The sequence below is a fragment of the Mycobacterium sp. TH-M116 genome, assembly GCF_057473685.1.
Genome location: NZ_JBYCLC010000154.1, coordinates 1 through 16,649 on the forward strand (window position 1 = coordinate 1; position 16,649 = coordinate 16,649).

Below are 16,649 nucleotides of genomic sequence, written 5' to 3' on the forward strand. Positions count from 1 at the left end.
TCAGGAGATGAAGAGTCAGGGGATGGGAGTCAGGAGATGGGGGCTCAGGAGATGTAGCGGACGATGCTCTCGGCCACGCAGGCCGGCTTGGGCGAGCCCTCGATCTCGACGGTGGTCGACACTGTCGCCTGCGCGGCACCGTCGCCGAGATCGTCGACGCTGACCAGTGAGCTTTGCGCGCGCACCCGGGAACCCACCGGGACCGGGGCGGGAAAACGAACCTTGTTGAGCCCGTAGTTGATTGCGAGCTTGATCCCGTTGACTGTGTACATCTGATGCTGCAGCCGCGGCAGCAGCGCCAGGGTCATGAACCCGTGGGCGATGGTGGTGCCGAACGGGCCGGCCGCCGCGCGTTCGGGGTCGACGTGGATCCACTGGTGATCGCCGGTCGCGTCGGCGAACAGGTTGACGTCGTCCTGGGTGATCGTCACCCAGTCGCTCTGCCCGATGGTCTCGCCCGTGGCGGCGCGGAGTTCGGCTACTGATTCGAAGGTGCGCATGCGGTGTCCTCCTTGGGTCCGGTTGGTAACAATAGCGCCGGATGACGGCCGCGCCCGAACGGGGCGCTGTGCGGGCGAAGGCTCCTCGGATCCGTTCGGGGGCGCGGCGCTTCTCGACTTCGGCTGCCGGCAGCCCGATCCGGTTGGCCGGCAACCGTGAAGCGAACCCGGGAGCGAACAGCGAAATGATGCAAGATAGGCACGTGAGACTGCTGCTCATCGCCGACACCCACCTTCCGCGGCGCGGGCGCGACCTGCCCACCCGGGTGTGGGACGAGGTCTCCACGGTCGACGTCGTCGTCCACGCCGGCGACTGGACAAGCGTCGAACTGCTCGACGCTCTGGAAGCCCGGGCGCCCCGACTGGTGGCGTGCTGGGGCAACAACGACGGGCCGCAGTTGCGCGCGCGGCTGCCCGAGCGCGCCGATGCGGTTCTGGACGGACTGCACCTCGCGGTGGTCCACGAGACCGGCGCGGCGACCGGAAGGGAGGCCCGGATGTCGCGGCTCTACCCCGACATCAACGTGCTGGTATTCGGTCACAGCCACATCCCCTGGGACAGCACGACGACAACCGGCTTGCGGCTGCTCAACCCCGGCTCGCCGACCGACCGCCGCCGGCAACCGCAGTGCACCTACATGACCGCGACCGTCGACAAAGGCACTCTGACCAGCGTCGAACTACACGAACTTCGACGATGACCTCTCCGAGGAGGCCGTCAGCAGGTTGCCTCTGTACGAACCTGCCCGGCAGGTCATGACGCCTCGTCCGCGGGCAGGCGCGCAGTGGTCACCGGGTTGCGCGACAAGCTCGACGACGGCAAGGTCGCGGCGCCGCCAAACGAGGTGGAGTTCGTTGGAGTGCAGCGCAAGGTCGTGCACCAGCGCGACTACCTCGACCCGTTGGCTTTCTGGGCCGTGTTCGGCGACCGCCGTTAGCCGAAAGCGTTTGACCGCCAACGCCGCAACCCTCCCGATAGCCGATCGGGTCCTTCCCGAGACGGTTGTTGGCGCGATGCGCAATCGTTAGCCAACCGCGATGTCGCACCGCGGCCGCGACAGGCCGATCGGACCCCTGTCCTGTGTTTCACTCGCCCCAGAACAGATCCGACCGCATCTCGCGGCGGACACACAGGTGGGATGGATGGGAGCCATGAAGTTCGTGGAAACGGTGCGTGGCGCGGCGGCGGGTGTGTCGCGCCGACTGGCTGTCGCGGCTCTCGGGGCCGCTTTGTTGTCCGGTCTCGTCGGTTCCCTCGGCGGCTCGGCGACGGCGGGGGCGTTCTCCAAGCCGGGCCTTCCGGTCGAATACCTGGAGGTTCCGTCGCCGTCGATGGGCCGCAACATCAAAGTCCAGTTCGAATACGGCGGTCCCCACGCGGTGTACCTACTCGACGGTCTGCGCGCCCAGGACGACTACAACGGTTGGGACATCAACACCCCGGCGTTCGAGGAGTTCTACCAGTCCGGGCTGTCGGTGATCATGCCCGTCGGCGGCCAGTCCAGCTTCTACTCCGACTGGTACCAGCCGTCGCAGGGCAATGGCCAGACCTACACCTACAAGTGGGAGACCTTCCTGACTCGGGAGATGCCCGCGTGGATGCAGGCCAACCGGAACGTCTCGCCGACCGGCAACGCCGCGGTGGGGCTGTCGATGTCGGGCGGCTCTGCGCTGATCCTGGCTGCCTACTATCCCCAACAGTTCCCCTACGCCGCCTCGCTGTCGGGCTTCCTGAACCCGTCGGATGGCTGGTGGCCGACATTGATCGGGCTGGCCATGAACGACTCGGGCGGCTACAGCGCCAACAGCATGTGGGGCCCGTCCAACGACCCGGCATGGAAGCGCAACGACCCGATGCTCCAGATTCCGCGCCTGGTGCAGAACAACACCCGGATCTGGGTGTACTGCGGCAACGGCGCACCGGGCGACCTCGGCGGGGACAACATGCCGGCCAAGTTCCTGGAGGGTATGACCCTTCGCACCAACCAGCAGTTCCAGAACAGTTACCTCGCTGCGGGTGGCACCAACGGGACGTTCAACTTCCCCGCGAACGGGACGCACTCGTGGCCCTACTGGAACCAGCAACTGGTTGCCATGAAGCCCGACATCCAGCACGTGCTCCTGACCGGCACCGAGCCTGCCGCAGCCCCGGCACCCACGCCCTGAGAGGCGCGCGGCGGCGCCGGTCAGCGGCGCTGCCGCTGCCTCGCGGGTGACCGGTTGAGCTGGGCGCGGCGGTCCTGGTGGAAATAGGTGTACGCGGTCGTCAGCGCACACACCGCCGTCGCGGTCACCAGCATCCAGGTTCCGTTCGTGAGCACGCTGATCACGCCACCCACGGCGGCACCAAGGACAAAGCTGGCGAGCAGCAGGAAGTAACCGAGCCAGTCCGAGGCCTTTCCACCACCGGCGAGGTGGCGTTCGATGCCCTGGCCCATCTTGACGGTCGTGCCCGTCGCATAACTCAACGGGATGGAAACCTCCCCGTCTTTGACGAACGACGTGTTCAGCGCCCCGGTCCCGAAGGCCATCAGCAGTATCGGCGCGAAGTCGAGGAAATTCGCGTTCCAACCCTCGTCGATGAGGTCCACCACGGTCGCCGCCAGCAGGCTGATAGTGGTCAGCACTGTCGGGCCGTGCGGATGGTCCACCCACAAAAACCGCCGGCCCAGTGACGCAACCACGACGCCGCCGACGAATGCCACAATCAGCAGCCCGGCGCTCACCGCAAGCCACACGTCGCCGGTGAAATAGCTCAGCACGGCGCGCTGGGCGTTGCCGGTGATGAAAACGACGAAGTAGCCCGCGGAATGGGTGAACGAGATCGCCCCCACCACGCCGGCGAGCCCCGCCAGCACCCAGGACAACCGCGCCTCGCTGTTGAAGATGTCGTCGGCCACGCTCACATGCTTTCAGACATCCGCGGCACCCGCAGCGCCGCACACACCCCGGCGAACTACAGCCAGCTAGGCGCCGGTGAGCCGAGCGATGGAACGCAGCGGAATCTGCAGCCATCCCGGGCGGTGCCGCGACTCGTACCCGACCTCGTACACGGCCTTGTCGAGTTCGTAGGCGGCCAGCAGCTCCGCCGAATCGCGCGGATCGACCCCGGACGCCGCCGCATAGCCCTCGCAGAACGCGGTGCGGTTGCGCTCGACCCATTCCCGGGCCCGGGCCGCGAGCTGCTTGTCGGCGGCCTGGTCCGCCAGCGGGCCGTAGGCGGCGTACTCGAAGGACCGCAGGACACCGGCCACGTCACGCAGCGGCGAGTCCGGGGCCCGCCGTTCCTGCAGCGGTTGGCCCGGCTCGCCTTCGAAGTCGATCAGCAGCCAACTCTCCGGCGTCCGAAGCACCTGTCCCAGGTGCAGGTCGCCGTGGATGCGCTGCACGGTGATCGTCTCACCCGCCAGCTTCTGGAACCGCTCCTCGACGATCGCCGCGTACTCCCCGAGCTCAGGCACCTTGGCGACGGTCGAGACCAACCGCGCCAGCATGGTATCCAGCGGAAACGTCGCCCGGCTGGTTCCGAGGCTCTCGGCCAACGCGGCGTGCACCGAGGCGACCGCTTCACCGAGCCGGTAGGACTCGCCGGCGAAGTCGCCACCGACTTCGTGGGCATACAGGTCGGCCTCGGCGAACAGGTCACGGACGCTGGCGGTGGCCATCGCCCAGCCTTCGGCCGCGTTGGACGCGAATTCGGTGACCATACCCAACGGCCACGCCGTATCCGGTGTGCCGTCCGGACCGGCAATCTCGTAGGTGCCGAGCAACCGGGCGACGTGCGCATTGCCCGCGCGGGCGAGCACCCGGTTGAGTTCGATATCGGGGTTGACACCGCCGCTGACCCTGCGAAACACCTTCAAGATGGCCCGGCGGTCGAAGATCACGCTGGTGTTGCTCTGCTCGGCTTCCGCAACGCGCGGCAGCGCCTCCGACGGCAGCTGGGCGTCCGGTTCCTTGACGAACCTCAGCTGCGTGCCCGACGCGTCGCGCACGCCCGAGGAGTCGATCAGCGACAGCAGGAATTGCGGCGCATCGGCGTCGTAGAGAGCATCGAAACCGGTCCGGTCGCCTGCCGCGCCGATCGTCGCGACGTTGCTGTACTCCGAAACGGGCGCTGTGTCCCAACGGACGATCACCTGGTAGCGCTCGGACGTACCGTCGGTGTAGTCGGCGTCGACCAACACCAGGTCGAGGTCTTCGCGCAGCGGCACGGTCAGGCTCGCCTCCGCGACGGACAGATCCCGGTTTCGTCCGGCGTACCAACGTTGCTGCGGCAGCCACTCGGACCAGGGCAGCTTGGCCGGCTCACTCGCGCTCATGTGTGCCGCTCCTCCGATGCAGACAGTTGGAACCAATAAAAGCCGTGTCCCGGCAGCGTCAGCAGGTAGGGCAGATGGCCGATCCGGGGGAACTCCACATGCCCGGTCAGTTCCGTCGGCGTGTAACCACTCCAGTGCTGCAGGTTCAGCTCGATGGGCTGCGGGAACCGCGACAGGTTGTTGACGCACAGCACGATGTCGCCATCATCGGCCGCCTGACGTACGAAAGCCAGCACCGAGGGGTTCGACCCGCCCAATTCTTCGAAGCTCCCGACAGCGAAGGCCGCGTGCCGCCGGCGCACGGCCAGCATCATGCGGGTGAAGTTGAGCAGCGAGGTCGACGTGTCGCGCTGGGCCTCGACATTGACCGCCTGGTACCCGTACACCGGGTCCTGGCTGGGCGGCAGGTAGAGCCGGCCCGGGTTGGCGGCGGAAAAACCGGCGTTACGGTCCGGTGTCCACTGCATCGGGGTGCGCACACCGTCTCGGTCGCCCAGCCAGATCACGTCACCCATGCCGATCTCGTCGCCGTAGTAGAGGACCGGCGATCCGGGCAGGGAGAACAGCAGCGCGGTGAACAGCTCGATCTGGTTGCGGTCGTTGTCCAGCAGCGGCGCCAGGCGGCGACGGATTCCGACGTTGGCCTTCATCCGCGGGTCCTTGGCGTACTCGGAGTACATGTAGTCGCGCTCTTCGTCGCTGACCATCTCCAGCGTCAACTCGTCGTGGTTGCGCAGGAAAATGCCCCACTGGGCCATGTCGGGGATCTCGGGAGTCTGGGCGAGGATCTCCGAGACCGGGAACCGCGATTCCCGCCGGACTGCCATGAAGATGCGCGGCATCAGCGGGAAGTGGAAAGCCATGTGGCATTCGTCGCCGCCGGTACTGGACTCGCCGAAGTATTCGACGACGTCGGCGGGCCACTGGTTGGCCTCGGCCAGCAGCACCCGCCCCGGGAACTCGTCGTCGACGACTTTGCGCACCCGTTTGAGGAACGCGTGGGTCTCGGGCAGGTTCTCGCAATTGGTGCCCTCCCGCTCGAACAGGTAGGGCACCGCGTCGAGTCGGAAACCGTCGATGCCCAGCCCGAGCCAGAAGCGGATCGCGTCGATCATCGCCTCCTGCACCGCCGGGCAGTCGTAATTCAGGTCGGGCTGGTGCGAGAAGAACCGGTGCCAGTAGAACTGCCGGCGCACGGGGTCGAAGGTCCAGTTGGACTCCTCGGTGTCGACGAAGATGATCCGGGCGTCGGTGTATTTCTCGCTGGTGTCGCTCCACACGTAGTAGTCGCCGTAGGGGCCGTCGGGGTCGTGGCGCGACTCCTGGAACCACGGATGAGAATCCGAGGTGTGGTTCATCACGAGGTCGGTGATGACCCGGATACCCCGCCGGTGCGCGGCGTCGAGCAGCGCGACGAAGTCCTCCACGGTGCCGAACTCGGGCAGCACCTTGTAGAAATCCCGGATGTCGTATCCGCCGTCGCGCAGCGGCGAGTCGTAGAAGGGGGGCAGCCAGATGCAGTCGATGCCCAGCCATTGCAGGTAGTCCAGGCGCTGGTGCAGGCCCCGCAGATCGCCGGCACCGTCGGCGCTGGCGTCGTAGAACGCCCGGACCAGCACCTCGTAGAAAACCGCGTGTTTGAACCAGGTCGGATCGGCGGGCAGTGCCGCGGCGTTGCGGAAATCCTCGGCGCTGGGGTGCTCGACCACGCCGCCCTGGACGTGACTGCCCTCTGCGGGATGGTGCTCGACAGCGTCTCCTGCGTCGTTCATCAGTTCCACGATGCCACGAGTACCCGACGCGCGAGGACGGGAATCACGCTCGCAGAGGCACGGCGAACCACGCCGTGCGACAAGCGGATTGGATTGTGGGCATGGCCCTTCGCGGATGTCAGGCCGGCGGGCCCTCTGCCAGGGTCACGTTCGCGATGCGGTCGCCGCCGGACGCGGAGCGGTAGATGACCGTGATGGTGTCACCCGGGTGATGCGGGACCAGGGCATCCGTCATGGAGGTGGCCCCGTGGATCGGGGCGCCGTCGATCGTGGCGATCACATCGCCCGGCGCGAAGCCCGCCGCCGAGGCGGGCCCGTCACTGACCACCCGTTCGACGCGCGCGCCGTTGCCGCCGTTGTCGACGACGCCCAGGCCGAGGAAGGCCGTCGGGCCGATGTGCACGCTGTTCGAGCCGGCACCGGAGCGGATCTGGCCGGCCACTCCCATCGCGTGGCCGATCGGGATGGCAAAGCCCTGCCCGCCGGCCATCTTGTAGTTGTCGGTGGCGGCGGTGTTCATGCCGACCACCTGGCCGTTGTCGTTGACAAGCGGCCCACCGGAGTCGCCCGGCCTGATGGGCGTGTCGGCCTGGATCAGGCCGCCGAGCGTCTCCTGGGCGCCGGTCAGGGTGTCGGTTGCGTCGACGGTCTGGTTGAGACCGATGACGTGGCCGGCCACCGCGCTGGGGGTTCCACCCTGTCCTCCGGCGTTGCCCATCGCGACGACCGGCTCGCCGACGCCGACGCCATCGCCGATCGCCGCGGTCGCCAGGCCGGCCGCCCCGCGCAGCTGCAGCACCGCGACGTCTTGCGTGCGGTCGTAGCCGATCACGTCGACCCCGTAGGTTTGGCCGTTACCGACGTCGAACGCGCTGATGTCGGTGGCGCCGGAGATCACGTGGTTGTTGGTCAGCACGACGCCGTTCGGGTCGATGACGATTCCGGTCCCGGCACCCACCGCGTTGTTGTAGCCGAAGTTGGTGTTGATGTTGACCACCTGCGGCCCGACCTGCGCGACCAGCGTCGCCGGGTCGAGCGCGATCACGGGCCGGTCGGCGACCCGATCCAGCGCGGGAGTGGACAACCCGGGAGGTGCGGCGGACGCGGGCACCGCGCCCAGGCCCAACCCGACCACAGCCAGCACGCTGGCTAAACATGACCACCGGACCTGGCGGTGATGCCCTTTGCTCATCCGTACCTCCTGCAGTCGAGAATGAGAAATCGCCCCGGCCTCCGGCTCTGAGGCGGGACGACTGTATCCATATAACCGTAGTGCAGATATTTACTCGATCGTCGGCCGGTTTCGCATCCGACCGGCAGTCAGCTGGTGTCCGAGCTCTGATTTTCTCTGCCGGCGTAATCGGTCGCGGACACCAGCGCAATCGCCACGGCCGCCGACCGATTCCGGTGGCGGCCGCGGGGGCGAGCGGCCGCCACCGGATTGGGCCGGTTTGCTGCGCGCCGGGCCGGATCCGGCGGGCCGCCCGTGTCCTTAAGCTGGGACGGTGGGTGACTTCGACGCCAAGGCCAGGTTCGGCCACTGCCCGGTGGCCCGGCTGGCCACGATCACCCCCGACGGCCTTCCCCACCTGGTGCCGGTGGTCTTCGCGTTCGACGACTCCGGCGGCGGCGACGTCGTTTACACGGCCGTCGACGCCAAGCCCAAGTCGACCCGGCGGCTGCGGCGCCTGGCCAACATCGAGAACAATCCCCGGGTGAGCCTGCTCGTCGACCACTACGCCGATGACTGGACGAGGTTGTGGTGGGTCCGGGCCGACGGTGTCGCCGCCGTGCACGAAAGCGGCCCGACGGTGGACACCGGCCGGCGGTTGCTGCGCGCCAAATACTCTCAGTATCAATCGGTTTCGCTGGACGGTGCAGTGATCGCAGTCGCGGTGCACCGGTGGTCGGACTGGCAGGCATGAGCACGTCCCGCGGGCACCGCGGCCGAGGGGTCGGCGATTCGTCGCAGGCTCTTGTGGTCGGCAGTCGTTGGGTGAAGGGTAGCTGGATAGAGCTACGGCAGTAAGCGACCCGGGAAAGTCGGAGGGAAGCCATGGCGGACAAGACGAACAGTTCCCGGGGCGCGACGACCGCCCCCACCGGCCCGGGTGACATCCGCAACGTGGTTCTCGTCGGACCGTCGGGAGCCGGCAAGACCACCCTGGTCGAGGCCCTGCTCGTGGCGGCCGGGGTGCTGTCCCGGGCGGGCTCGGTCACCGACGGAACCACGGTCTGCGACTACGACGACGCGGAGATTCGCCAACAGCGGTCGGTGGGCATCGCCGTCGCGTCCCTGTCGCACGACGGCGTCAAGGTCAACCTGGTCGACACCCCCGGATACGCCGACTTCGTGGGCGAGCTGAGGGCCGGACTGCGGGCGGCGGACTGCGCGCTTTTCGTGATCGCCGCGAACGAGGGGGTCGACGAGCCGACGAGGTTGCTGTGGCAGGAGTGCAGCCAAGTCGGCATGCCCCGCGCGGTGGTGATCACCAAGCTCGACCACGCGCGGGCCAGCTACTCCGAGGCGGTGGCAGCGGCGCAGGACGCGTTCGGCGACAAGGTGTTACCGCTGTATCTGCCCACCTCCCTGCCGACCTGCGCCGGCCTGATCGGCCTGCTGTCGCAGACGTGCTACGACTACGCGGCCGGGCAACGGACGACCCACCCGCCGGACCCGTCGGACGCCGACCGCATCGAGGACGCCCGCGGCAGGCTGATCGAGGGGATCATCGAGGAGTCCGAGGATGAGTCCCTGATGGAGCGCTACCTGGGCGGCGAGACGATCGACGAGGCCGTGCTCGTCGCCGACCTGGAGCGAGCCGTCGCCCGGGCGTCGTTCTTCCCGGTGATCCCGGTGTGCAGCGGCACCGGCGTCGGAATGCTGGAGCTCCTGGAGATCACCACCCGCGGATTCCCCTCACCGATGGAGCACCCGCTCCCGGAGGTGTTCACGCCGCAGGGCGCCCCGCACACCACGCTGGCTGGCGCCGTCGACGCGCCGTTGCTCGCAGAGGTGGTGAAGACGACGTCGGACCCCTACGTCGGCAGGGTCAGCCTCGTCCGGGTGTTCTCCGGCACGGTCAGGCCCGACGCGACGGTTCACGTGTCGGGCCATTTTTCGTCGTTTTTCGGCACGGGCAACGGGAACGGCCGCGCCCACCCTGACCATGACGAAGACGAACGCATCGGGGCGCTGTCCTTTCCGCTGGGCAAGCAGCAACGCCCGGCTCAGGCCGCGGTCGCCGGTGACATCTGCGCGATCGGCAAGCTGAGCCGGGCCGAGACCGGCGACACGCTATCCGACAAGTCCGAGCCGCTGGTCCTCAAGCCCTGGACGATGCCCGAGCCGCTGCTGCCGGTCGCCATCGCGGCGCACGCCAAGACAGACGAGGACAAGCTGTCGGTCGGGCTGGCACGGTTGGCCGCCGAGGACCCGACACTGCGCATCGAGCAGAACCCGGAAACCCACCAGATCGTGCTGTGGTGCATGGGCGAAGCTCACGCCGGCGTCGTGTTGGATGCGCTGGCCAACCGTTACGGCGTCACCGTGGACACGGTCGATGTCCGAATTCCGTTGCGGGAGACTTTCACCGGCACGGCCAAAGGCCACGGCCGCCACGTCAAACAGTCCGGCGGGCACGGCCAGTACGCGGTGTGCGACATCGAGGTGGAGCCGCTGCCGGAGGGCTCCGGGTTCCAGTTCGTCGACAGGGTGGTCGGCGGGGCGGTGCCGCGCCAGTTCATCCCGAGCGTGGAGAAGGGTGTGCGGGCCCAGATGGACAAGGGTGTGCAGGCCGGGTACCCGGTGGTCGACATCCGTGTCACCCTGATCGACGGCAAGGCGCACAGCGTCGACTCTTCGGACTTCGCGTTCCAGATGGCCGGCGCGCTGGCGTTGCGCGAGGCCGCGGCGGCGACCCGGGTGGCGCTGCTCGAACCGATCGACGAGATCTGGGTGCGGGTGCCCGACGACTTCGTCGGCGCGGTGATGGGAGACCTGTCGAGCCGCCGCGGGCGGGTGCTGGGCACCGAGGCCGGCCCCGACCGCACGGTGGTGCACGCCGAGGTGCCGCAGGTGGAACTGACCCGCTACGCCATCGATCTGCGTTCGCTGGCGCACGGGGCGGCGTCGTTCACCCGGTCGTTCGCCCGCTACGAACCGATGCCGGAATCGGCGGCCGTCCGGATGGCGGCTAGTGTCTGAGAAGGCATGTCGACTTTCAACGGACTTCCCACCCATATCCTGCTGAACCATTTCGTCGTCGTCCTGGCGCCGCTGACGGCCGTGCTGGCGATCGTGTGCGCGTTGTGGCCCGCGGCGCGACGAAGGCTGATCTGGCTGGTCGTCGTCCTGGCGGTCGCCACGGCGGCCTTGACCCCGGTGACCGCCGACGCGGGTGGCTGGCTGGCGGCGCGGGTCCGCGCCGCGCCCGCCGTGGAGCCGATATTGGACGCGCACGAGCAGCTGGGGTCGACGTTGGTCTACATCGTCGCGGCTCTGCTGGCCACCGTCGCGCTGCTGGCCGCCGTTCACGTCCGCCAGAAGCGCGGAACGGCGGTCAGCCTGGTCGCGCAGTCGGTGGTCGGGGTGCTGGTGGTGGTCGCCGCCGCCGCGACACTGGTCCAGACGTACCGCATCGGCGAGTCGGGCGCGCGGGCGGCGTGGGGCACCGTGTCGTCATCGGCCCCCTGACCGCGCTCTCGGAAGTGCCCACCGTGCCGGCTTTTTCGGCCGTCCCGGACGACTCAGCCCGTCGTGCCGAATCGCGTGGCCACGGCGCGGCGGTCCAGCGAGCCCTTTGCGGTGTGGGGTAGCTCGTCGGCTTCCTGGAAGGTGCTCGGCATCTCGAAGGGCGCCAACCGGCGCCGGCAGAACGCCACCAGTTCGTCGGGGGTCGGTGCGGCGGATTCCCGGGGAACGATCACCGCGGCCACGGTTTCCCCGTACAGCGTGTCGGGCATCCCGAACACCGCGACCTCCAGCACACCGGGGTGGCCGGCCAGGACGGCCTCGACGCGTTCCGGCGAGATCTTCTCCCCACCCCGGTTGATCAGCTCCTTGATCCTGCCGCGGATGCTCAGGTCGCCGGCCGCCGACAGTGAACCGAGGTCGCCGGTGCGCAGCCACCCGTCGGTGAAGTTGGCCGCGGTGATCGCCGGGTCGCCGAGGTAGCCGCGCACGACGGTCGATCCGCGCAGCCAGATCTCGCCGACCGCCCCGGCGGCCAACGGCCCGCCGTCGGGCCCGGCGATCCGGATGTCAGGGCCGGTCGACCGGCCGACGAGACCGGGCGTCTCGGCGGGATTTTCGCGTTGGTCGATGCCCGTGCTGGACACCTGGTGGGTGGCCTCGGTCATGCCGAACGCGCACACCACCGGCGCGGAGAAGGTGTCGTGCAGCGCCTGCGCCGTCTCCGGGGTGAGCGGGGCACTGCAGCTGCGGATGAAACGCAGCGCCGCCGGCGGAGTCGCGGCCCGATCGGCCCGGCACCGGTCGGTCTTGGCGCGTTCCAGCAGGATCTGGTGAATCGTCGGGACCGCGGTGTACCAGGTGGCCCCCACGGCGGCGATGTCGTCCCAGAACGTGTGCGCCGAGAACCGCCCGCGCGCGGGCAGCAACACCGCGCCGCCGGAGGCCAGCGTCGCCAGCAGCGCGGCCAGCAGGCCGTGTCCGTGGTAGAGCGGCATCACCGCGACGGTCGCATCGTCGGGGCCCAGGCTGTAGCCGGCGACGATGGCACGCACCGACGCCGCGAGGTTGGCGTTGGTCCACGGGACCATCTTCGGCACACCGGTGGTCCCCCCGGTGAACATGATCATCGCGTCGTCGGACCGCAGCCCCTCGGGCGCCGGGGACCCGGCCGGCGGCGTGGTCGCGGCGGCCAAGCCGACCGCGGGGCCGCCGTCGGAGCCGCTGGTCACCGCGATCGGCCACCAGCCCGGCGCCGGATCCCGCTCGTCGGGCACGTCCCCGTCGACGAGCACCACCCGTGCGCCCACGGCCTCGCTGCGCCGCCGCTGCTCGGCGACGGGCAGCGCCGGGTCCAAGGGGACCGCGATCAGCTCCGCCCGCGACGCCGCCAGCAGGCCGACGACGAACTCGGCGTTGCTGCCCGCGCGCAGCGCGACGCGGTCACCGGCCGCCAGACCGGCCGCCCGCAACCGGCCGGCCAGGTCGTCGACCACCCGGACCAGGTCGCGGTAGCCGATCCGGATGCGGTCGCCGGTCACGACGAGCGCCGGTGCCTCCGGCTGTCGGGCCGCAGCCGTTTGGACCAGGTCGGCGATGCGAGGGGCGCCCGACGCCGCGGCCGGCCCCGTCCCGGCCTCGCCGTCAATCGCCTCGGTCCCCATCGTCATGTCCCTTCTCGAATGACCCCGTTGCGGGCCGAAAAGCTCCTGCCGGCACCCTGCCGCGCCGCCGTGCCGGCCGTCCAATACCGATGCCGTCACAATTGATAACCGGTGACTATTGAACCCCAGCGACCGGCCTGCGCCCACCGTCGACAACTTGCGCGAATCGGTGCATAGCGGCTTAGTCTTGGACACCTCCGGGCGCCGGGAACACAGTCATCACGGACCCGATCGACCACCAGGACACGAGGAGGCGCCACCATGGCGACCGACGCGGCATCTGCGGAGTCGGCACAGTCGACCGACGGCTTCCACCTCGTTGTCGCTGCCCTCAGGGCCAACGACATCGACACCATCTACGGGATCGTCGGCATCCCGATCACCGACCTGGCCCGCGTGGCGCAGGCGTCCGGGATCCGCTTCATCGGCTTCCGCCAGGAGGCCTCGGCCGGCAACGCCGCCGCCGCCGCCGGGTTCCTCACCCGGCGTCCGGGGGTCTGCTTGACGACGTCGGGGCCCGGGTTTCTCAACGGCCTGCCCGCGATCGCCAACGCCACAACGAACTGCTTCCCGATGATCCAGATCTCGGGCTCCAGTAACCGCGCGCTGGTCGATCTGCAGCGAGGCGACTACCAGGATATCGACCAACTAAGCGCCGCACGGCCTTTCGCGAAGGCGGCATACCGGATCTCCCGGGCGGACGACATCGGGCGCGGGATCGCGCGCGCCATCCGCACCGCGGTCTCCGGCCGGCCCGGCGGGGTGTACCTCGACATCCCCGGTGAGGTGCTGGGCCAGACCATGGACGTCACCGCCGCAACACGGACCATCTGGCGGGTGGTGGACCCGGCGCCGCGCCAGCTCCCGGCGCCCGATGCGGTCGAGCGCGCGCTGGCGTTGCTCGCGCACGCCCAACGCCCGCTGATGGTTCTCGGCAAGGGCGCGGCCTACGCCCAGGCCGACGATGTGATCCGGAAGTTCCTGGAGGAAACCGGGATTCCGTTCCTGCCGATGTCGATGGCCAAGGGGCTGCTGCCGGACTCGCACCCGCAGTCCGCCGCAGCGGCCCGCTCGCTGGCGATCTCACGCGCGGACACGGTGTTGCTGGTGGGCGCCAGGCTGAATTGGCTACTGGGCCACGGCTCCTCGCCGCAGTGGTCCGCCTCTGCCACGTTCATCCAGGCCGACATCGCGGCGTCGGAGTTCGACAGCAACCAGCCGATCGCGGCGCCGCTGGCCGGCGACATCGGCTCGGTGATGTCGGCGCTGCTCGCCGGTGCGGTGCAGCGCCCGATCACCGCGCCGGCGGAATGGGTCGGCGAGCTGGCCGAACGTAAAGCGAGCAACGAAGCCACAATGCGCCGACGGCTCGCCGAAAACCCCTACCCCATGAGGTTTCACAACGCACTGGGTGCCATCCGTTCAGTGCTGCAGGAAAACCCGGACGTGTACGTGGTCAACGAGGGGGCCAACGCGCTGGACCTGGCCCGCAATGTCATCGACATGGAGCAGCCGCGCCACCGGCTCGACACCGGAACCTGGGGCGTGATGGGCATCGGCATGGGCTACGCCATCGCCGCCGCGATCGAGACAGGCAGGCCCGTGGTCGCGATCGAAGGCGACAGCGCATTCGGCTTCTCGGGCATGGAAGTCGAGACCATCTGCCGGTACCGGCTTCCGGTGACCGTGGTCATCCTCAACAACGGCGGTGTCTACCGCGGCGACGAAGCGCCGCCCGGCCTGGATCCGGCTCCCACAGCACTCAACGCGCGGGCGCACCACGAGCTGATCGCGGAGGCGTTCGGCGGCACGGGATATCACGTCACCACGCCCGCTGAGCTGCGCTCGGCGCTCACCGCGGCGATCGCCGCCGGCGGCCCCTCGATCATCGACTGCGAGCTCGACCCGTCGGCCGGGGTGGAAAGTGGACACCTGGCAAACCTGAACCCGATCAGCGCCGGTGCCTGAGACCCGGCAGCTGAGCGTCGAAGAACTCGTCGAGCGCCAGCTCCTGGGCGGAAGCGGTCAACGCGCGGGCGATCGGCGAGCCGGGCCCGGCGGAGTTGGTGGCGAGCGCGATCTCGGCTCTCACCACCGGGTCCACCATTTCGACCGCGCGGATGTCGGCGTTCAGCGGTGAGGTCCACAGCCAGGTATGGGGCACGATGCACGCCCAGTTGCCCGTGGCGACTTGCGCTAAGAGCGAAGCGACGGAATCGGTTTCGACGTGCGGCGTGACGGCGATGGCGTGGCAGGCGAAAGCCTCGTCGATGAGCTGGCGGTCCCGCATGTCCGGGGTGAGCAGGGCCAGCGGCAACTGCGCGGCCTGCGGCCACGTCAGCGTCGTCGCACCCGAGGGCACCATGTCCGCAGGCGAGAGCAGCACGTAGCGCTCCTCGTAGAGCGGGACCAGGTCGACCTCGCGCGCCTCGTCGGGCGAGGTGTGCACGATGGCGGCGTCCAACTCGAACTCGCGCACGCGCCGGTACAGTTCGGTGGCCGCCAGCCGGGACAGAATCTGGACCTTGGCCAGCGGGTGCGCCGCGCAGAAGGCCGAGAGGAACAGCGACGCCGTGGTCGAGGCGGTCGGGACGGTACCCAGCCGCAGCGTCCCGGTGATGCCCGACCGCACCGCGCGCACCTCGGCTTTGAAGGCGTCGTGTTCGGCGAGGATGCGCTTGGCCCACACGACCAGTCGCTCACCTTCGGGGGTGAGGCCCTCGAAGCTGTGCCCCCGGTTGATCAGCGTCACGTTCAGCTCGCGTTCGAGCTTGGCGATCGCCGAGGACAGCGCGGGCTGCGATACGTAGCACTTCTCGGCCGCCCGGGCGAAATGGCGTTCCTGGGCTACCGCCACGAAGTACTCCAATTGACGGAAGAGCACCCGCACCTCCTGGCCCCCGGGGCACCGATCCGCCGAGGCTAACGCGTCGCCCGGGCGTCGGCCACTCCGGCGGCACTCCGGTGCGACGGCGCAGGACCGGCGTCGGGCGAACCCGGCAGACCCTGGCAAACCTTTGTGCCGCGCGGTGGCGAAATCGCGTCCGAGGAGTGATCGGATCGTGATCCGGACCCCGCAGCAATGCGTCATCGTTTGCTGAAACGGCATCTGGTGGACAGCAACTACACTATCGTTGTGTTGATCGCACCATCTCGGAGGGCGGGCGCCATGCGTCGATGGGTTCGTTATCTATCTGTTATGACGGCGATCACGACGACGAGCGTGATGGGCTCCGCGACCCGCAGCACGGCCGCGGTCCCAGCGCCCGAACCGGCCCCCCGCGTCACCTCGATTTTGCCCGCCGACGGCGCGGTGGTGGGTGTGGCGCATCCCGTCGTGGTGGCCTTCGCCGCGCCGGTGTCCGACCGCAGTGCCACCGAGCGGTCCGTCCACGTGTCGTCGCCGGGCACTGTGCGAGGACACTTCGCATGGGTACGCGACAACGTCGTGCAGTGGGTGCCGGACCGCTACTGGCCCGCCCACAGCCACGTCTCGGTGGGGGTGCAGGCGCTGACGACGGGCTTCGACGTCGGTGACGAGGTGCTCGGCGTGGCCAGTATCTCCGCTCACACGTTCACCGTGAGCCGCAACGGCGAAGTGCTGCGCACCATGCCGGCGTCCCTGGGCAAGCCCACCCGGCCCACGCCGATCGGGCACTTCACCGCCCTGCAGAAGCAGCGCAGCGTGGTGATGGACT

General features: G+C 69.0%; 15 protein-coding genes. 8 read left to right on the top strand and 7 right to left on the bottom strand.

Annotated features, from left to right (window positions below):
* Positions 1-44: 44 nt before the first annotated feature.
* Positions 45-500 (bottom strand): MaoC family dehydratase, encoded by a 456-nt coding sequence (locus AC2VOK_RS07550; RefSeq protein WP_428899912.1) that lies wholly within the window; start codon positions 498-500, stop codon positions 45-47.
* A 203-nt stretch (positions 501-703) separates the two neighbouring features.
* Here AC2VOK_RS07550 and AC2VOK_RS07555 point away from each other — a divergent pair, with 203 nt between their 5' ends.
* From AC2VOK_RS07555 to ag85C, 3 genes are all read left to right on the top strand, one after another.
* Positions 704-1,201 (top strand): metallophosphoesterase family protein, encoded by a 498-nt coding sequence (locus AC2VOK_RS07555; protein WP_428899913.1) that lies wholly within the window; start codon positions 704-706, stop codon positions 1,199-1,201.
* An 84-nt stretch (positions 1,202-1,285) separates the two neighbouring features.
* Positions 1,286-1,438, top strand: coding sequence for a hypothetical protein (locus tag AC2VOK_RS07560; protein ID WP_428899914.1), 153 nt, complete (start codon positions 1,286-1,288; stop codon positions 1,436-1,438).
* Between the two features lie 214 nt (positions 1,439-1,652).
* On the top strand, positions 1,653-2,666 hold the full coding sequence (gene ag85C, locus AC2VOK_RS07565; protein WP_428899915.1) for a diacylglycerol acyltransferase/mycolyltransferase Ag85C: 1,014 nt from the start codon (positions 1,653-1,655) through the stop codon (positions 2,664-2,666).
* Positions 2,667-2,686: 20 nt separating this feature from the next.
* Here the strand turns inward: ag85C and AC2VOK_RS07570 are convergent, their stop codons facing one another.
* The 4 genes from AC2VOK_RS07570 to AC2VOK_RS07585 all read right to left on the bottom strand — a co-directional run bounded on the left by AC2VOK_RS07570 (position 2,687) and on the right by AC2VOK_RS07585 (position 7,786).
* Positions 2,687-3,400, bottom strand: a complete 714-nt coding sequence (locus AC2VOK_RS07570) for a YoaK family protein (RefSeq protein ID WP_428899916.1) — start codon at positions 3,398-3,400, stop codon at positions 2,687-2,689.
* A gap of 66 nt (positions 3,401-3,466) precedes the next feature.
* Positions 3,467-4,822 (bottom strand): maltokinase N-terminal cap-like domain-containing protein, encoded by a 1,356-nt coding sequence (locus AC2VOK_RS07575; protein ID WP_428899917.1) that lies wholly within the window; start codon positions 4,820-4,822, stop codon positions 3,467-3,469.
* A complete protein-coding gene (gene treS, locus AC2VOK_RS07580; RefSeq protein ID WP_428899918.1) occupies positions 4,819-6,594 on the bottom strand; it encodes a maltose alpha-D-glucosyltransferase in 1,776 nt (591 codons plus the stop codon). Before treS ends, AC2VOK_RS07575 begins: the two co-directional genes overlap by 4 nt.
* 118 nt (positions 6,595-6,712) lie before the next feature.
* The gene (locus AC2VOK_RS07585; protein WP_428899919.1) at positions 6,713-7,786 is read right to left on the bottom strand and encodes a S1C family serine protease; all 1,074 of its coding nucleotides are present in this window, start codon (positions 7,784-7,786) and stop codon (positions 6,713-6,715) included.
* Between the two features lie 313 nt (positions 7,787-8,099).
* On the opposite strand from AC2VOK_RS07585, the gene AC2VOK_RS07590 reads away from it, so the two are divergent.
* The 3 genes from AC2VOK_RS07590 (at position 8,100) to AC2VOK_RS07600 (ending at position 11,290) form a co-directional block, all read left to right on the top strand.
* Positions 8,100-8,519 carry a TIGR03668 family PPOX class F420-dependent oxidoreductase gene (locus tag AC2VOK_RS07590; protein WP_428899920.1) on the top strand — a complete coding sequence of 140 codons (420 nt, stop codon included), beginning with the start codon at positions 8,100-8,102 and terminating at the stop codon, positions 8,517-8,519.
* 131 nt (positions 8,520-8,650) lie between these two features.
* Positions 8,651-10,801: an elongation factor G-like protein EF-G2 gene (locus AC2VOK_RS07595; protein ID WP_428899921.1), complete on the top strand. Its 2,151-nt coding sequence runs from the start codon at positions 8,651-8,653 to the stop codon at positions 10,799-10,801.
* Positions 10,802-10,807: 6 nt separating this feature from the next.
* Positions 10,808-11,290, top strand: coding sequence for a DUF2231 domain-containing protein (locus tag AC2VOK_RS07600; protein WP_428899922.1), 483 nt, complete (start codon positions 10,808-10,810; stop codon positions 11,288-11,290).
* A gap of 53 nt (positions 11,291-11,343) precedes the next feature.
* Here AC2VOK_RS07600 and AC2VOK_RS07605 read toward each other — a convergent pair whose 3' ends face one another.
* Complete coding sequence (locus AC2VOK_RS07605) at positions 11,344-12,951, bottom strand: FadD7 family fatty acid--CoA ligase (RefSeq protein WP_428899926.1); 1,608 nt, start codon at positions 12,949-12,951, stop codon at positions 11,344-11,346.
* Between the two features lie 261 nt (positions 12,952-13,212).
* On the opposite strand from AC2VOK_RS07605, the gene oxc reads away from it, so the two are divergent.
* Positions 13,213-14,919 carry an oxalyl-CoA decarboxylase gene (oxc, locus tag AC2VOK_RS07610; protein ID WP_428899923.1) on the top strand — a complete coding sequence of 569 codons (1,707 nt, stop codon included), beginning with the start codon at positions 13,213-13,215 and terminating at the stop codon, positions 14,917-14,919.
* Here oxc and AC2VOK_RS07615 read toward each other — a convergent pair.
* The gene (locus tag AC2VOK_RS07615; protein ID WP_428899924.1) at positions 14,903-15,835 is read right to left on the bottom strand and encodes a LysR family transcriptional regulator; all 933 of its coding nucleotides are present in this window, start codon (positions 15,833-15,835) and stop codon (positions 14,903-14,905) included. The genes oxc and AC2VOK_RS07615 overlap by 17 nt on opposite strands.
* 285 nt (positions 15,836-16,120) lie before the next feature.
* Here AC2VOK_RS07615 and AC2VOK_RS07620 point away from each other — a divergent pair.
* The coding region (locus AC2VOK_RS07620) for a L,D-transpeptidase (RefSeq protein ID WP_428899925.1) at positions 16,121-16,649 on the top strand (529 nt) is incomplete at its 3' end.

Coding starts and splice junctions, on each gene's coding strand:
- AC2VOK_RS07550 (WP_428899912.1), bottom strand. CDS start 500: ATGCGCACCTTCGAATCAGTAGCCGAACTCCGCGCCGCCACGGGCGAG.
- ag85C (WP_428899915.1), top strand. CDS start 1,653: ATGAAGTTCGTGGAAACGGTGCGTGGCGCGGCGGCGGGTGTGTCGCGC.
- AC2VOK_RS07575 (WP_428899917.1), bottom strand. CDS start 4,822: ATGAGCGCGAGTGAGCCGGCCAAGCTGCCCTGGTCCGAGTGGCTGCCG.
- treS (WP_428899918.1), bottom strand. CDS start 6,594: ATGAACGACGCAGGAGACGCTGTCGAGCACCATCCCGCAGAGGGCAGT.
- AC2VOK_RS07585 (WP_428899919.1), bottom strand. CDS start 7,786: ATGAGCAAAGGGCATCACCGCCAGGTCCGGTGGTCATGTTTAGCCAGC.
- AC2VOK_RS07595 (WP_428899921.1), top strand. CDS start 8,651: ATGGCGGACAAGACGAACAGTTCCCGGGGCGCGACGACCGCCCCCACC.
- AC2VOK_RS07600 (WP_428899922.1), top strand. CDS start 10,808: ATGTCGACTTTCAACGGACTTCCCACCCATATCCTGCTGAACCATTTC.
- AC2VOK_RS07605 (WP_428899926.1), bottom strand. CDS start 12,951: ATGGGGACCGAGGCGATTGACGGCGAGGCCGGGACGGGGCCGGCCGCG.
- oxc (WP_428899923.1), top strand. CDS start 13,213: ATGGCGACCGACGCGGCATCTGCGGAGTCGGCACAGTCGACCGACGGC.